Here is a 14,399-nt window from a genome sequence, read left to right as displayed (position 1 = left end):
CCCGCCCACCCCCCCCCCCCCCCGCCGCGCCGCCGGCCCCCACCACCCCCCCCCCCCCCCCCCCCCCCCCCCCGGCGCGGGGGGGGGCCGCCCCCCCCCCCCCCCCCCGACGCCATTCAAAATTGAACCTGCGCTCAGCTGTGCCGGATACCGGTCGCGTGCGCCAGCGTGGAACCACGGCCATGGACAATTCCAGCCAGGACAAGAAGCCTTTCAACCTGTCGCGTTGGGCGATCGGGCATCCGAGCATCGCACGCTTCCTGTTCGGGCTGATCATCATTACCGGCGCGCTCGGCCTGATGCGCATGGGCCAGAGCGAGGACCCGGAGTTTACCTTCCGCGTCATGGTGGTGCAGGCGGTGTGGCCGGGCGCTTCGATCGAGGAGATGCAGGACCAGGTCGTCAACAAGATCGAGCGCAAGCTGCAGGAAACGCCGCATCTCGACTGGGTGAAGTCCTATACGCGCGCCGGCAGCGCCATCATCACCGTGCAGGTCAAGGGCGACACCGATACCGCCGAGGTCAAGGACGCCTTCTACCAGGTGCGCAAGAAGGTCGGCGACATCTCGAGCGAGCTGCCGCAAGGCCTGCTCGGGCCCTATTTCAACGACGAGTTCGGCGACACCTTCATCACGCTGCATTCGATATCAGGCGAAGGCTACAGCTATCCCGAGCTCAAGGCGCTGGCGATCAAGGCACGTGACATGCTGCTGACGACGCCGGGCGTCGAAAAGGCGGTCATCCTCGGCGACCAGCCGCAGCGCATCTACATTGACGTTTCGTCCAAGGCGCTGGCCGAACGCGGCCTGACGCTGAACGACGTGCGCAACACCATTGCCGGCCAAAACAACATCGACCCGGCGGGTGCCGTCGACACCGGCACGCATTCGGTGCGCATCTCGGTCGAGGGCGATCTGTCCAAGACAGCCGACATTCGCGAACTGCGCCTGCGCGCCGGCAACCAGGTTACCCGCCTCGGCGACATCGCCACCGTGACATCAGGGCTCGAAGATCCCTACCAGCGCAAGTTCCGCTACAATGGCCAGGACAGCGTCCAGGTCGGCGTGGTGATGGCCAAGGGCTTCAAGGTCACCGATGTCGGCAAGGCCGTCGAAGAGACCTACAAGCGCTTTGAGGAAGCGCTGCCTTATGGCGTTTCGGTCGACCAGATTTCCAACCAGCCGGAAGTGGTGACGGAAGCCATCGGCGAGTTCATGAAGGCGCTGATCGAAGCGCTGCTGATCGTGCTGGTGGTGTCGTTTCTGTCGATCGGCTGGCGCTCTGGTCTGGTCATCGCCATCACCATTCCGCTGGTGCTGGCCGCGACTTTCGCTGTGATGTACCAGCTCGGCATCGACCTGCAGCGCATTTCGCTCGGCGCGCTGATCATCGCGCTCGGGCTGCTTGTCGACGACGCAATGATCGTCGTCGAGATGATGGAGCGCAAGCTCGAGGAGGGGCTGGTCAAGGTCGAGGCGGCATCCTTCGCCTATTCGTCGACGGCGTTCCCGATGCTGACAGGCACGCTGATCACCACCGCGGGCTTTATTCCTGTCGGCTTTGCCGAGTCGACAGCGGGCGAATATGTGCGCTCGCTGTTCTACGTTGTCGGCATCGCTTTGGTGATCTCGTGGTTCGTGGCGGTCTATTTCACGCCATGGCTCGGCAACATGATCCTGAAGCAGCGCAACCATGCCGGCAGCCATCACGATGCCTTCGACACCAGCTTCTACCGCCGCCTGCGCGCGACGGTGAGTTGGGCCGTGCGCCACCGCATCATCGTGCTGGTCATGACGTTGGTGACGTTCTTCGGCTCGCTGTTTGCCTTCCAGTTCATTCCGCAGAACTTCTTCCCGCAGTCGTCGCGGCCTGAAATTCTCGTCGACCTTTGGCTGCCTGAGGGCACCTCCATCAAGGAGGTCGAAAAGCAAGCCGAGGCTGTGGAAGCCAAGATGATGGCCGATCCGGACAAGAAGTTCATCGCCACCTATATCGGCGAAGGTGCGCCGCGCTTCTTCCTGCCGCTCGACCAGCAGTTGCGCAACCCGAACTACGCCCAACTCCTGATCATGGCCAATGACGAGCCGGCGCGCGAACGGCTGATCGTCAAGCTGCGCGGCATCCTGGCCGAGGACTTCCCCTCGATCCGCGGCAAGGTTGACCGGTTGTTCCTCGGACCACCGACGGGCTGGCCGGTGCAGCTGCGCGTGACCGGTCCCGACAGGGCCGAGGTGCGCCGCATCGCCGACGAGGTGAAGGCAAAGTTCGCAGCGACGCCCGAGCTTGCCGCCATCCATGACGACTGGCTCGAACAGGTGCCGGCAATGAAGCTGGTCGTCGACCAGGACAGGGCGCGGGCGCTGGGCGTCTCGTCGCAGCGCATCCGCCAGATGCTGCAGGCAACGATGCAGGGCGCGCCGCTCGACAATTTCCGCGACGGCGAGGAGACCGTGTCGATCGTCGCCCGCGAGCCGGAAGCCAATCGTCATCTGCTGACGGCGGTCAACTCGGTCTACATCCCGACCGACTTCGGCGGTTTCGTGCCGCTGTCGCAGGTGGCCAAGGTGGTGCCTGTCATGGAGCAGGGCATCGAATGGCGCCGCGACCGGCTGCCGACGATCACCGTGCGGGCGACGCTGCCCGACCACATCCAGCCCAACGACGTGGCGGTGAAGCTCTACGCCGACCTCAAGCCGCTGCGCGACGGCCTGGCGCCCGGCTACAAGGTCGAGATCCAAGGCGGTGCCGAAGACGCGGCCGAAAGCCAGGCCTCGATCGCCGCCAAGGCGCCAGTGATGCTGCTGGTCATCGTGCTTTTGCTGATGGTGCAATTGCAGCACTTCGGCAAGGCAATGCTGGTGCTGGCGACCGGTCCGCTCGGCATCATCGGGGCGGCTGCGGCGCTGCTGATCTCAGGCGCGCCGTTCGGCTTCGTGGCGATCCTTGGCGTCATCGCGCTGCTCGGCATCATCATCCGCAACTCGATCATCCTGATCGACCAGATCGACCAGGACATCGCGGCGGGCATGGAGCGTTCAGAGGCGATCATCGGCGCTGCCGTGCGCCGCTTCCGGCCGATCGTTCTGACGGCGATGACGGCGGTGCTGGCGCTGATCCCGATTTCCTGGGGCGTGTTCTGGGGCCCGCTCGCCTATTCGATGATGGGTGGTATCCTGGTCGCCACCGTGCTGACCATCCTGGTGCTGCCGGCCGGCTATGCGCTGTTCTTTGGCCGTGAGCCGAAGACCAAGCCGGCCGAACCGCAGGCAAAGAAGGGCGAAAACATAGCCGCGGTCATTCAGCACCCGGCGCTGGCGGCGGAATAGGGGTCTACGCCTACTGAAGAAACGAACGGAGGTGCCCGGCGACAAGGCCGGGCGCTTCCCAATGCATATTGTGGCCAAGGCCAGGCAATGTGATCAGCTTTGCGCCACTGATCGCCGCCAGCATCTGAGATTGATGTTCTGACGTGGCGATGTCGTCGTGTTCGCCGCGCATGATGAGCGTCGGGGCGGAAATGTCCCGCAACAGTGGCAGCGGATCGTAGGCCGTCTGCTCATAGTAGACCGAATGCCAGATCCGGGCTGGAACCGCGGCGCATTCCCGACGGACATGAAAGAGGAATTCCTCTTCCACCGGCACCGGGCCGGAACACCATGCCCGCACGAAATCGCTATACGGATCAATGGGGTCGCCCAGTCCGATGATATTGTTCCAAAGCCAACCGGCACGTTCGCGCGGCATGGCGGATGTCGACATCAGCACGATCTTGCGAACGATTTGTGGCCAGCGCTCGGCAAGGGCTTGCGCAAGCCGCCCTCCCAGAGAATGGCCGACGATGTTGGCTTGCGCGATGCCGAGTTCGGCAAGGAACAGCCTGAGGTCATGGGCCAACTCGGGGATCGTGTAGCATCCGTCCGGCTTGTCGGAATGCCCATGCCCGCGCAAGTCAGGTGCGATGAGCCGCAGGCCGGCTGCAAGGTAGGGAGCAACCAGACTCCAGCTGCGCGCACTGTCGGTAAAGCCGTGCAGGAGCAGTACGGGCGTTCCGCCCCGCTCGCCCAGCTCGACATAGGCGAGACGGATACCGTTGGGCAGTAGGCAACCCTGCTTCGACAAGGCGAAATCGCTCTGGGACAGCGGTTTCATCGGTGATCGAGATCCATCGTGTCGAAGCATTTGCCTCGACGCGGACAGGATATCCACTTCGATGGCTCGCGGCTACGCCTTCGCGCGCGGTGCCTTTTGATCGATGCCGTTCTGGTGCAGCGTCAGGCCCGTGGCAGCGCCGTCGGAACCGACGTCGAAGGTCAGCTGGGCGTTGACGGCCTTGAGGAAGAACTGCGTCTCGTTCTCGGCAAAAATCTCGAGGCGGCCCTGGCCGGTCGCCTGGGCGAACAGGCCGTCACCTTCGCGCGTAATCGCGATCTCGAACTGCGGCGCAAGCCTGTAGGTGCCGACATAGCGGTCGTAGATCGCCGGATCGACGGTGATGGCTACACGTTCTCTTGGCGGTTCGGCGAGCGGGTTCTTGCTGTCGAGCAGGTGCCGGCCGATGTCGTCGACACCGGCTTCAGTCGAGGTGTTGGAAAGGGCAACGACCCCGACACCCTTGGCCGGCATGAAGCCAAGATAGGAGCGATAGCCGCCGGTGCCGCCATTGTGCCAGATGATCTGGTCGTCGCCACTGCCCGAGATGACCCAGCCAAGCCCGGTCTCGTCGCCTTCGGTACCGGTCGGGCGGCGGATGGCCAAGGTGGTGGCAAGGGCCGCATGAAGCGGCGAAGCGGGCGCATCCACCAGCATCTCGACAAAGTTCAGCATGTCGTCGGCGGTAGACAACAGGGCGCCGGCGCCCGCGAGCGTCGGCAGGTCCCAGTTCAGCACCGGCATCAGCTGGGCATCGTGGCCGTTGGCGAGCCGTGACTTCATGTAAACGGCTGGGGTGTCGGCGGTGGAGCGCATGTCGAGCGGTGCCAGGATGCGCTCGCGGATTAGCGCGCCGTAGCTCATGCCGGCCCGGCGGGCGAGCACATGGCCGAGCAGGCCCATGCCGAGATTGGAATACTCGTACTGGCTGCCGATGTCGCGGGGCAGCTCATAGGCGGCCAGGAATGCGTACATCTGCTCGACGCTGTAGTCGGCGTAGGGGTTGTCGTCGTCTGATGGCGCCATGTTTTCAGGCAGGCGCGGCAGGCCGGAGGTGTGCGTGGCGAGATCGGTCAGGGTGACCTCGCGACCGTTGCGCTGCGCCATGTGGACGGTTGCGGGCAGATGCATGGCGACCGGGTCGTCGAGCCCGACCTCGCCGCGTCCGGCCATCTCGGCGAGGAGCAGTGTGGTGAAGACCTTGGTGATCGAGCCGATCTCGAAGCCGGTGTCGGCATCGACCGGGCGAGCGTAGTAGGCGCCGAAATTGCCATGCGCGACAATGTGACGGCCTTCCTGGCCAAATGTGCCGACGACGATGCCGACGCTCTGGCGCTGCTCGTCGATACGCTTGACGAGGATACGCTTGATCTCGGCGATGGATGGAAGTGCGAGCTGAAGGAAGCTGCCGCGGCAGAAAAGGTCATCTCGAACGTGCCCTCATGTCAGACGTGGAGTGTGGCTGATACGAGGCGGACATTGCACTAGCATGGCGCGAAATGGAGGAAATTGGGCTGATATGGCGAAGATCGCGCTTGCCTGCTCCCACAAGGGGAAAAGGTGATGCGGCGGCGCCCGCAGAAGGGAACCCCCGTCACTTCCCCGTAATGGCAATATCTCCCGGCGTCAGCCCGACGAGCTCGCGGTAGCGGTCGGGGTCGGTGGCGCCTTCGGTGACGACGAGCAGCACGCGCGACGTGGCGTCGAGGCCGATGGCCGCGCGCATGTCGGGATCGCGGGCGGCAACGAGCAGGCCGGCGAGGCCGGCGCCGCCGCTTTCGCCCGCAACGACAACCGGGTCATGACCGAGCGGGCGGGCGAGAAGGGTCATGACTTCGACGGCGGTCTCGTCGTCGACGGTCATGAAGGCGTCGGCGACGCGCGACAGCACGCGCCAGGCGACCTGCGAGGGCTCGTAGCATTCGAGCATCGCCATGACGGTCGGTTCGCCACGCTGGAGCTTGACCGGCTTGCCTTGCCGCGCGGTCTCGAAGATGCAAGCGGCGCGCGCCGGATCGACGACCACGAAGGTCGGGCGCGCCTCGCCAAGGCGGCAGGCGAGGTAGCCCGAGGCTGCGGCGGCGATGCCGCCGACGCCCGACTGGATGAAGACATGGGTCGGTGTTTCAGGCAGCTTTTCAAGCGCTTCGCGGAAGATCGCGGTGTAGCCCTGCATGACGAGGCCGGGGATGCGCTCGTAGCCCGGCCATGACGTGTCGGAGACCACGGTCCAGCCGTTGACGGCGCAGACCCGCGCTGCTTCGGCGACCGAATCGTCATAGGTGCCGGCGACGCGCTCCATCACCGCGCCGTAGCGGGCGATGGCCGCGACGCGGGCATTGCTGACACCACCATGGACGAAGATCACCGAGCGGGCGCCGACAAGCTGCGCCCCTTGGGCGACCGAGCGGCCATGATTGCCGTCGGTGGCGCAGCCGAAGGTCATGGTGGCGGAGATTTTCGCGACGTCAGGGCTGTGCAGTTCGGCGATGTCGACAGGGCGGCCGAGCGTCTGTTTCGCCGCTTCCAGTACCAGGCGGATGACCGCATAGGCGCCGCCAAGCGCCTTGAAGCTGCCGAGGCCGAGGCGATAGCCCTCGTCTTTGAGGTGGATGGCGCCGAGGCCAAGCTCGCCGGCGAGCGCGGGCAACGAGCGCAGCGGCGTCGGCCGATGGTTGGGCCGGCGCGCCAGGAAGCGCTCGACGGTTTCGGCGGCGGCGACGCCGAGCGTCTCGGCATCGATCGCCTCAAGCGGCTTGCGGTAGTCGGGGTGCTGGTTGCGGATGAGCATTGCGGCAGTGTCTCCTCGATCTGCGCATTTATATTGCACCGGTGGCGAGAAATGCGCTCTTATCTGGCGGCATTGGCGCAAGTTTGTATCGTGAGGGATGGCGTTTTGCGGAAAGCGGTGAAGGCGGTCGATCTCGACGATTTTGACCTGAAGATCCTCGACATCCTGCAACGCGACAACGCAACACCGCAGCGCGAGATCGGCGAGGCGGTGCACCTGTCGGCCCCTGCCGTGCAGCGGCGGATCAAGCGCATGGAAGAGAGCGGCGTCATCTCGGCCAATGTGGCGGTGGTCGAGCCCGATAGGGTTGGACGGCCGATCACCATCATCGTCGAGATCTCGGTTGAAAGCGAGCAGATCGACCTGCTCGACGCCACCAAGGCGACCTTCGCGGCGGCGCCGGAAGTGCAGCAATGTTACTACGTGACGGGCGAGGCGGACTTCGTGCTGGTGGTAACAGTGGCCAGCATGGCCGAGTATGAGGCGCTTACCCGGCGGCTGTTCTTTGCCGATTCCAACATCAGGAAGTTCCGCACGCTGGTGGCGATGGACCGGGTCAAGGCCGGGCTGACGGTACCGCTGACATGAAAAAGCAGGCCCGCCGGAGCGGGCCTGTGAAGCGCTGGGGTTCGGCGCTGGAAACTGGCTGAAGTGAAAGCGGTCAGTTCGAGTTGGTGTTCGAGTTGCTCGATGAGTTGGTGCTCGTCGAGGTGCTGGTCGAGGAACTGGTGCCGGAATTGCTCTGGGAATCGCTGTCGGTGGTGCAACTGCCGTTGGAGCAGCTTTTCGAGCGCGAGCTCGACTTGCTTGTCGATTTCGAAACGGTCACCGACTTGCTGCCGACGAGGATGAGGCCATCGCTGGCGGAAAGGGCTGTTAGGTCACCCGGCGCAGATACCATCGGTGCCGCATCGGCGGCGGAAACTACCGCGACCGTTGCAAGGATGCTTGCTGCGAAGGCGAATGTGCCGAGACCTGCCATGGCACCGTGCTCCTTTCCCGCCGGCGGCCCGAAGCGGGCGGCCATCAGGGCATTTGAACACGGACGGGCGGCTCGCGTGAATTCGCCCTTTGGAGCTATTGTTCCGGGCTAGTGGCGGCCGGCATTGTCGTTTCCGGAGGTCGGGCCGAGGTTGAGCGTGATCTCGCAGGGCGCGCAGAATACGGCACCCGGCATGTGGTCGCTCTCGGTCAGGGCAAAGCGGACGGCCGAGTCCTTGTCGGCGAAGATGCCGCCGACCATGCCCAGTTCGTCGCTGACCACCCAGCGTCCGTGCGGATCGCGGCCAACCATGAAGCGGTGGCTGTGGAGGGCCGGGTGGATGTCGCGAGCCAGAGTGCCCATGATGGTGTTCCTTTCCTCAAGTTCCGGCAGCGGCGTCGCCGACGGCCGCGCGCGTGGTTCGGTGCATGTCATGATGTGATGTCCTCGCCATCTGAATTTGATTGGCTGAAAGGGACGGAAAAATTCGGATCTCATAAATGCCGGCTGGTGGAGGCGATCCGGGCGGCAAGCGGTACGGGACGGAGCGCACGCGCGGGGTGGGGATGCGTGTCCAGTACCGACAGCGCATCGCCGATGGCGGACGCGGTATTGGGCTCGACCTCGACCAGGGGCAGCCGGACATCTGGTGGCATCTTGCCCATCAGGTGCAGGGCATGCTTGACCGGTACCGGATTGGTCTCGAGTTCGAGCGCGGCAATGAACTTCGTGAGCCGATTGTGGATTTCGCGCGCCGCGTGCGGATCGCCACGCCGGCAGGCGTCGTGCATGGCCACGCAAAGGCGCGGCGCCACATTGGAAACCACCGAGATGGTGCCGCTGCCGCCCATGGTGTTGAAGCCGAAAGCGGTGGCATCGTGGCCGGACAGCCAGGTGAAGCGGTCGCCGAACCTTTGGGCGAATGCCATGGGGCGCGACAGGTCGCCGGTCGCATCCTTGAAGCCGATGATGTTGGGGATCGCAGCCAGTTGCTCGATGGTGGCCGGCGTGAGGTCGACGCCGGTGCGCGACGGAACGTTGTAGACGAAAACAGGACTGTCGACCTTGGCGGCGATGGTCTCGAAATGCCTGACGATGCCGGCCTGGCTCGGCCTGTTATAGTAGGGCGTGACGATCAACGCGGCATCGACGCCAAAATCGCGAGCGGCTGCAGTGAAGGCAACGGTCGATTCCGTGCTGTTGGTGCCGGTGCCGGCGATGACCGGCACGCGCCCGTTTGATGTCGCTACCGTTTTGCGGATCACCATGATGCGCTCATGCCAGGACAGGGTCGGGGCCTCGCCTGTGGTGCCGCAGGTGACGAGACCGTTGATGCCTTCTGCGATCTGCCATTCTACCAGCGCAGCGAGGCTTCTCAGATCGACTTCGCCGTTGCCGAACGGCGTGGGGAGCGCAGATATGGCGCCGAAAAAGCGTTGATGAATCCGCTCAGTGGTCACGGCTTTGGGTGTCATGGCTGTGGGCCCGATCATGCTGGAGGAAATTGCTGGCGCGGCGGCGGCGCGCCATGGATGGCTGCTGAAAGCTCGCCAGCAGCGCAGCGAGAACCGCGGCCGCTAGGTCTGCATGCCTGGCCGCGCAGGTTCGGCTGCCGCCAGTCGAAGCGTAGCGCATGGAACAGAGCCAGCGCCCGGCGTGGTTGCCGATGTTTTCGACCTGTCGCGGTGGCCCGGCGCTGGCGGCAAGCAGCAGCACAGCGTCGAGCAGTGCGTCGGCATCCATCAGCGCCCTGAACTTTCGGCGCTTGGTGCCGTCGAGGTCATCGAGGCCGAAAATGCCGGCGGCGGCCCATAGGTGATGCTCGCGCAGGATCCTGATTTCGGCGATACGGTCGGCCAGGGCTGCGATGTTTTCCTGATGCATGATGGAATAACAGATAGTCCACCCTCGTGTGTGAATTCGAGAGAGGGAGGCGGCCGGTTTTATAGGAATCGCATAGGGGCGACCTGCCTGGGGCAGCGAGTGCGGAAACGCATCAAAGGGGCACGCCAGTGCGAAACGAACTTGCGCCAGCGGGCGGCAATGAGAGCGCAATTCTCGCCGCGTGCAGGCTAGAACGGCGGAGCTACCTGCCGCCGGCCTGCACGGGAAAACAATGATCCTCTACTACCAGACCCATTCGCCTTTTGCCCGCAAGGCGCTTGTCTTCGCGCATGAGATCGGCTTCGCCGGCCAGCTCGATGTGATCCATCATGAAACCAGTCCGACCTTGTACAACGCGCGGGTCTATGCCGAGAACCCGCTCGGCAAGGTGCCGGTGCTGCTGCGCCCGGACGGCGGGCCGATCTTCGATTCCGACGTCATCTGCGCTTATCTCGACACGCTGCATGACGGTCGAAAGCTGATCCCGGATGAGGGTGAGGCGCGCTGGCAGGCGTTGCGGCTGCAGGCGGTGGCGCAAGGGCTGGCACAGACGGGTATCGGTTTGCGCTGGGAGACCGAGCGGCGGCCCGGGCATCTGCGCTATGCGGCGCTGGCCGAAGGTTTCACTGACAAGATCGAGGCGACCTATGACTGGCTCGAAGAAGAGCTGGATGACGATGCGCTGCATGTCGGACACGTGGCGCTGGCGACCGCGCTGTCGTGGATGGCGTTCCGCGAGCTGCCGTCGTTTCGCGAGCGGACGCGGCTGACAAGCTGGTTCGACGCGTTCGAACAGCGGCCGTCGATGCTGGCGACACCGCTGGCTGGTGAAACGCACGACTGATAGCCAGCGAAGTGCTGCGCGCCACAGAGGCGCGCAGCGTGGGTCAAGCCTGTCAGGCCGGCTTGACCGGTGCATTCATCGCCCAGGCGACACCGAACGGATCGCGCAGTTGGCCCCAGCGGTCGCCCCAGAACATGACGTCGAGCGGCACGACCACCTCGCAGCCGGCATCGACCGCGCGCTTCCACCAGGCGTCGATGTCGTCGCCGAGGATGAGCTGCATGGTGTAGCCCTGGGCCTTTTCGTGGGCATGGCCGTGCTCGGGATAGGCATCGGCCAGCATCATCGAGCTGCCGTTGATGTAGAGATGGATGTGCATGGTGCGGCCCTTTTCGTCGGGCGGGAAGGCGAAGGCCGTCTCGGCACCGAAGGCGCGCTTGTAGAATTCCGCCGCCTTGTAGGCGCCATCGACCTGCAAATAGGCGATCAGGCCACCAAGGACTTTCGGGGCGGGATATTCGTTCTGTGTTTCCGACATTTGTTGTCTCCGTTCCTCGCTTGAGCCAATCGCCGCGCTGGCGGCACCTGTTGCGGGCATCTTGACCACCGTTGGCCGATGCCTCGCCTCTAGGACGAGCGAGGCCGGCACGATCCGACATGGTCGACGAAGATTTTTGGCCGAACGCATTGTTGTCGGCGCAAGCGACCGGGCTACTTCCCCGGCCGTCCTGATTTGCCCGGCTTCTTTTTCGCACGCGCGGCTTCGGCCGGGTCCTCGTAGGAGCCGGCGCCGATCTTGGCGCGCTTGACCGGCTTGACGCCCTCGACCGGCTTTTCGGTGCGGCGAACGGTCATCTCGTCGAGGTCGTTCTTGCGGAACAGTGATTTACCGTCGTCGGGCACGCCGTAGTCGGCGCCGTGCGCCTCGTCGGCCGACTGTTTCTTGAACAGCGAACGCGAGATGGCGCCGGCGGGCGTTGCCATGTCAGTGCCCGGGCCCATGTCGTCGATGCCGGGCTTGGCAAACAGCGTCTTGCCTGCGGGAACCGCACCGTCGGCACCCATCTCGTCGAGCTTGGGCTTGCGGAACAGGTTGGTTCGCGCAGCCTTGGCCGCCTCCTCGGCGGCACGCGCCTCGTCGAGCTTGCGGAAACGTTCCTGCTCCTCGACCGTGCGATGCTTGGCGACGCCCTTGTTGTGCTTGCCTTTTTCACGGCCGGAAGCGGGGCTCTGGCTCTCGACGTCGCGGGCCAGAGGGTCGTCGGAGATGGCGAGCTCCATCTCGCGCAGACGCTTGATTTCGTCGCGAATGCGGGCCGCCTTCTCGAAGTCGAGATCGGTGGCGGCGTTGCGCATCTGCTTGTCGAGCGCTTCGAGATGGGCCTTGAGGTTGTTGCCGATCATCGCACCGGCCTCGTCGGTGAACTGCGAGATGTCGGCGCGGACGTGGTCCTTTTCGTAGACCGAGTCGAGGATGTCGGAGATGCGCGATTTGACGCTTTCCGGCGTGATGCCGTTGGCCTCGTTCCACGCCATCTGCTTTTCGCGACGGCGCGTCGTCTCGGCCATGGCCCGTTCCATCGAGCCGGTGATCTGGTCGGCGTAGAGGATGACCTTGCCGTCGACGTTACGTGCTGCGCGGCCGATGGTCTGGATCAGCGAGGTCTCGGAGCGCAAAAAACCTTCCTTGTCGGCGTCGAGAATGGCGACGAAACCGCATTCGGGAATGTCGAGGCCTTCGCGCAGCAGGTTGATGCCCACGAGCACGTCGAAAGCGCCGAGCCTGAGGTCGCGGAGAATTTCGATGCGTTCCAGCGTGTCGATGTCGGAGTGCATGTAGCGGACGCGGACGCCGTTTTCGTGCAGGTACTCGGTCAGGTCCTCGGCCATGCGTTTTGTCAGCACGGTGACCAGCGTGCGGTAGCCGGCCTTGGTCGTCTCGCGGATTTCGCCGACAACATCGTCGACCTGGGTTTTCGCAGGCCGCACTTCGACGGGCGGGTCGATCAGGCCGGTCGGGCGGATGACCTGCTCTGCGAAGACGCCGCCGGCCTCTTCCATCTCCCAGTTGCCAGGCGTCGCCGATACCGCGACCGAGAGCGGGCGCATGGCGTCCCATTCCTCGAAGCGCAGCGGCCGGTTGTCCAGGCAGGACGGCAGGCGGAAGCCGTATTCAGCCAGCGTCGCCTTACGCTTGAAGTCGCCGCGATACATGCCTCCGATCTGCGGCACGGTGACGTGACTTTCGTCGATGAAGACCAACGCGTTGTCGGGGATGTACTCGAACAGGGTGGGCGGCGGATCGCCGGGACGGCGGCCGGTGAGATAGCGCGAATAGTTTTCGATGCCGGCGCAGGAGCCGGTGGCTTCCAGCATCTCCAGGTCGAAGCGCGTGCGCTGCTCCAGGCGCTGGGCCTCGAGCAGACGGCCAGCCTTTTCAAGCTCTTGCAGGCGGTGCTGCAGCTCTTCCTTGATCGACTTGATGGCTTGATTCAAGGTCGGGCGCGGCGTGACATAGTGCGAATTGGCGTAGATTTTTACGCTCTTGAGGTCGCCGGTTTTCTGGCCCGTCAGCGGGTCGAATTCGGTGATCGAATCGATCTCGTCGCCGAACAGCGAGATGCGCCAGGCCGAGTCTTCCAAGTGTGCAGGGAAGATTTCGATGGTGTCGCCGCGCACGCGGAACGAGCCGCGGACGAAGTTGATGTCCTGGCGCTTGTATTGCTGGGCGACGAGGTCGGCGAGCAGCTGGCGCTGGTCGAGCCGGTCGCCGACCGCCATCTGGAAGGTCATGGCGGTGTAGGTTTCGACCGAGCCGATACCGTAGATGCACGACACCGAGGCGACGATGATGACGTCGTCGCGTTCGAGCAGCGAGCGCGTCGCCGAGTGGCGCATGCGGTCGATCTGCTCGTTGATAGTCGATTCTTTCTCGATGTAGGTGTCGGTACGCGGGACGTAGGCCTCGGGCTGGAAGTAGTCGTAATACGAGACGAAGTACTCGACCGCGTTGTCGGGAAAGAACTTCTTGAACTCGCTGTAGAGCTGGGCGGCGAGCGTCTTGTTGGGCGCCAGGATCAGTGCGGGACGCTGGGTCTGCTCGATGACCTTGGCCATGGTGAAGGTCTTGCCGGATCCGGTGACGCCGAGCAGCACCTGCGTGCGCTCGGCCGAGCTGACGCCTTCGACGAGGTCCTTGATGGCGGTGGGCTGGTCGCCGGCCGGCTCGAATTCCGACTGCATGACGATCTGGATGCCGCCTTCGGATTTTTCCGGGCGGGCGGGGCGGTGGGGCACCCAGATCTCGCCATCCTTGAACAGCGGGTTGCCGCTCTCGATCAGCGCCGACAGGGCGGCGACGGTGGCGGTGACGCCGGAATTGGATAGCGACGCCGCGTCTTCAAGCGAGATGTCGAGACCGGCGACCGGGCTGAGGCCCGCGGCGGCGCGATCCTTGGCCGAAGCCGCGCCGCCCATCGAGGTGCCGCGCGACGAGCGCGTGGGGGCCGAACTTTTCTCGGGGATCTTTTTTGGCTTGGGTTGCGGCTTTTCAGCCTCCTTGGCGATCTGCTCGGCCCAATCGGCGATCGAACCTGATAACGGCGCGCCCGTGAATTCGGCCTGCGGCGCTTCGCCGAAGCCCGGACGGTGCAGCGGCTCGGAGGCGTCGATGAAGTCGGTCACGCCATTGCCGCCGCGCTTGCGCTGCGCGGCACGGTTGTCGCTTCCCGAAGCGGGCGTTTTCTTGTCAGGAGATTTGGCCATGGACGAAATATGGGCGGTATCGGCTAAAATGGAAAGGGCGCGGA

General features: G+C 64.5%; 12 protein-coding genes. 4 read left to right on the top strand and 8 right to left on the bottom strand.

Annotation, left to right across the window (positions count from 1 at the left end; all coding sequences use genetic code 11):
* The first annotated feature begins 182 nt into the window (after positions 1 to 182).
* The gene (locus IHE39_RS26275) at positions 183 to 3,326 is read left to right on the top strand and encodes an efflux RND transporter permease subunit (RefSeq protein WP_192568568.1); all 3,144 of its coding nucleotides are present in this window, start codon (positions 183 to 185) and stop codon (positions 3,324 to 3,326) included.
* A 10-nt stretch (positions 3,327 to 3,336) separates the two neighbouring features.
* On the opposite strand, the gene IHE39_RS26270 is transcribed toward IHE39_RS26275, so the two are convergent.
* From IHE39_RS26270 to IHE39_RS26260, 3 genes are all read right to left on the bottom strand, one after another.
* On the bottom strand, positions 3,337 to 4,149 hold the full coding sequence (locus IHE39_RS26270) for an alpha/beta fold hydrolase (protein WP_184767832.1): 813 nt from the start codon (positions 4,147 to 4,149) through the stop codon (positions 3,337 to 3,339).
* A gap of 72 nt (positions 4,150 to 4,221) precedes the next feature.
* Entirely contained in the window at positions 4,222 to 5,469 is a 1,248-nt protein-coding gene (locus IHE39_RS31115) for a serine hydrolase (protein WP_343070133.1), read from the bottom strand.
* Positions 5,470 to 5,743: 274 nt separating this feature from the next.
* Positions 5,744 to 6,940 (bottom strand): diaminopropionate ammonia-lyase, encoded by a 1,197-nt coding sequence (locus IHE39_RS26260; protein WP_192568567.1) that lies wholly within the window; start codon positions 6,938 to 6,940, stop codon positions 5,744 to 5,746.
* Between the two features lie 105 nt (positions 6,941 to 7,045).
* On the opposite strand from IHE39_RS26260, the gene IHE39_RS26255 reads away from it, so the two are divergent.
* Positions 7,046 to 7,528 carry an Lrp/AsnC family transcriptional regulator gene (locus IHE39_RS26255; RefSeq protein WP_246485643.1) on the top strand — a complete coding sequence of 161 codons (483 nt, stop codon included), beginning with the start codon at positions 7,046 to 7,048 and terminating at the stop codon, positions 7,526 to 7,528.
* An 86-nt stretch (positions 7,529 to 7,614) separates the two neighbouring features.
* Entirely contained in the window at positions 7,615 to 8,034 is a 420-nt protein-coding gene (locus IHE39_RS26250; protein WP_192568565.1) for a hypothetical protein, read from the top strand.
* Here the strand turns inward: IHE39_RS26250 and IHE39_RS26245 are convergent.
* The 3 genes from IHE39_RS26245 to IHE39_RS26235 are packed head-to-tail and all read right to left on the bottom strand — an operon-like array spanning position 8,031 to position 9,806.
* Positions 8,031 to 8,357 (bottom strand): hypothetical protein, encoded by a 327-nt coding sequence (locus tag IHE39_RS26245; RefSeq protein WP_246485642.1) that lies wholly within the window; start codon positions 8,355 to 8,357, stop codon positions 8,031 to 8,033. The genes IHE39_RS26250 and IHE39_RS26245 overlap by 4 nt on opposite strands.
* 59 nt (positions 8,358 to 8,416) lie before the next feature.
* Positions 8,417 to 9,397, bottom strand: coding sequence for a 4-hydroxy-tetrahydrodipicolinate synthase (dapA, locus tag IHE39_RS26240; RefSeq protein WP_210327697.1), 981 nt, complete (start codon positions 9,395 to 9,397; stop codon positions 8,417 to 8,419).
* Positions 9,372 to 9,806 carry a hypothetical protein gene (locus tag IHE39_RS26235; protein WP_192568564.1) on the bottom strand — a complete coding sequence of 145 codons (435 nt, stop codon included), beginning with the start codon at positions 9,804 to 9,806 and terminating at the stop codon, positions 9,372 to 9,374. The genes dapA and IHE39_RS26235 overlap by 26 nt, the downstream gene beginning before the upstream one ends.
* A gap of 232 nt (positions 9,807 to 10,038) precedes the next feature.
* Between IHE39_RS26235 and IHE39_RS26230 the strand changes: the two genes are divergently transcribed.
* Positions 10,039 to 10,650 carry a glutathione S-transferase family protein gene (locus IHE39_RS26230; RefSeq protein WP_192568563.1) on the top strand — a complete coding sequence of 204 codons (612 nt, stop codon included), beginning with the start codon at positions 10,039 to 10,041 and terminating at the stop codon, positions 10,648 to 10,650.
* 52 nt (positions 10,651 to 10,702) lie between these two features.
* Here IHE39_RS26230 and IHE39_RS26225 read toward each other — a convergent pair whose 3' ends face one another.
* The gene (locus tag IHE39_RS26225; protein ID WP_192568562.1) at positions 10,703 to 11,128 is read right to left on the bottom strand and encodes a VOC family protein; all 426 of its coding nucleotides are present in this window, start codon (positions 11,126 to 11,128) and stop codon (positions 10,703 to 10,705) included.
* A 173-nt stretch (positions 11,129 to 11,301) separates the two neighbouring features.
* Positions 11,302 to 14,355 (bottom strand): excinuclease ABC subunit UvrB, encoded by a 3,054-nt coding sequence (gene uvrB, locus IHE39_RS26220; protein WP_192568561.1) that lies wholly within the window; start codon positions 14,353 to 14,355, stop codon positions 11,302 to 11,304.
* Between the last annotated feature and the right edge of the window lie 44 nt (positions 14,356 to 14,399).

Origin of the sequence: Aminobacter carboxidus, from assembly GCF_014863355.1 — a bacterium.
Taxonomy (GTDB): domain Bacteria; phylum Pseudomonadota; class Alphaproteobacteria; order Rhizobiales; family Rhizobiaceae; genus Aminobacter; species Aminobacter carboxidus.
This window is presented reverse-complemented; position numbering and strand designations above follow the sequence as displayed.

Excerpts from the sequence above, each read along its gene's own strand:
- IHE39_RS26260 (WP_192568567.1), bottom strand. The coding sequence starts at position 6,940 with ATGCTCATCCGCAACCAGCACCCCGACTACCGCAAGCCGCTTGAGGCG.
- IHE39_RS26230 (WP_192568563.1), top strand. The coding sequence starts at position 10,039 with ATGATCCTCTACTACCAGACCCATTCGCCTTTTGCCCGCAAGGCGCTT.
- IHE39_RS26235 (WP_192568564.1), bottom strand. The coding sequence starts at position 9,806 with ATGCATCAGGAAAACATCGCAGCCCTGGCCGACCGTATCGCCGAAATC.
- IHE39_RS26245 (WP_246485642.1), bottom strand. The coding sequence starts at position 8,357 with ATGACATGCACCGAACCACGCGCGCGGCCGTCGGCGACGCCGCTGCCG.
- dapA (WP_210327697.1), bottom strand. The coding sequence starts at position 9,397 with ATGACACCCAAAGCCGTGACCACTGAGCGGATTCATCAACGCTTTTTC.
- uvrB (WP_192568561.1), bottom strand. The coding sequence starts at position 14,355 with ATGGCCAAATCTCCTGACAAGAAAACGCCCGCTTCGGGAAGCGACAAC.
- IHE39_RS26275 (WP_192568568.1), top strand. The coding sequence starts at position 183 with ATGGACAATTCCAGCCAGGACAAGAAGCCTTTCAACCTGTCGCGTTGG.
- IHE39_RS26225 (WP_192568562.1), bottom strand. The coding sequence starts at position 11,128 with ATGTCGGAAACACAGAACGAATATCCCGCCCCGAAAGTCCTTGGTGGC.
- IHE39_RS26270 (WP_184767832.1), bottom strand. The coding sequence starts at position 4,149 with ATGAAACCGCTGTCCCAGAGCGATTTCGCCTTGTCGAAGCAGGGTTGC.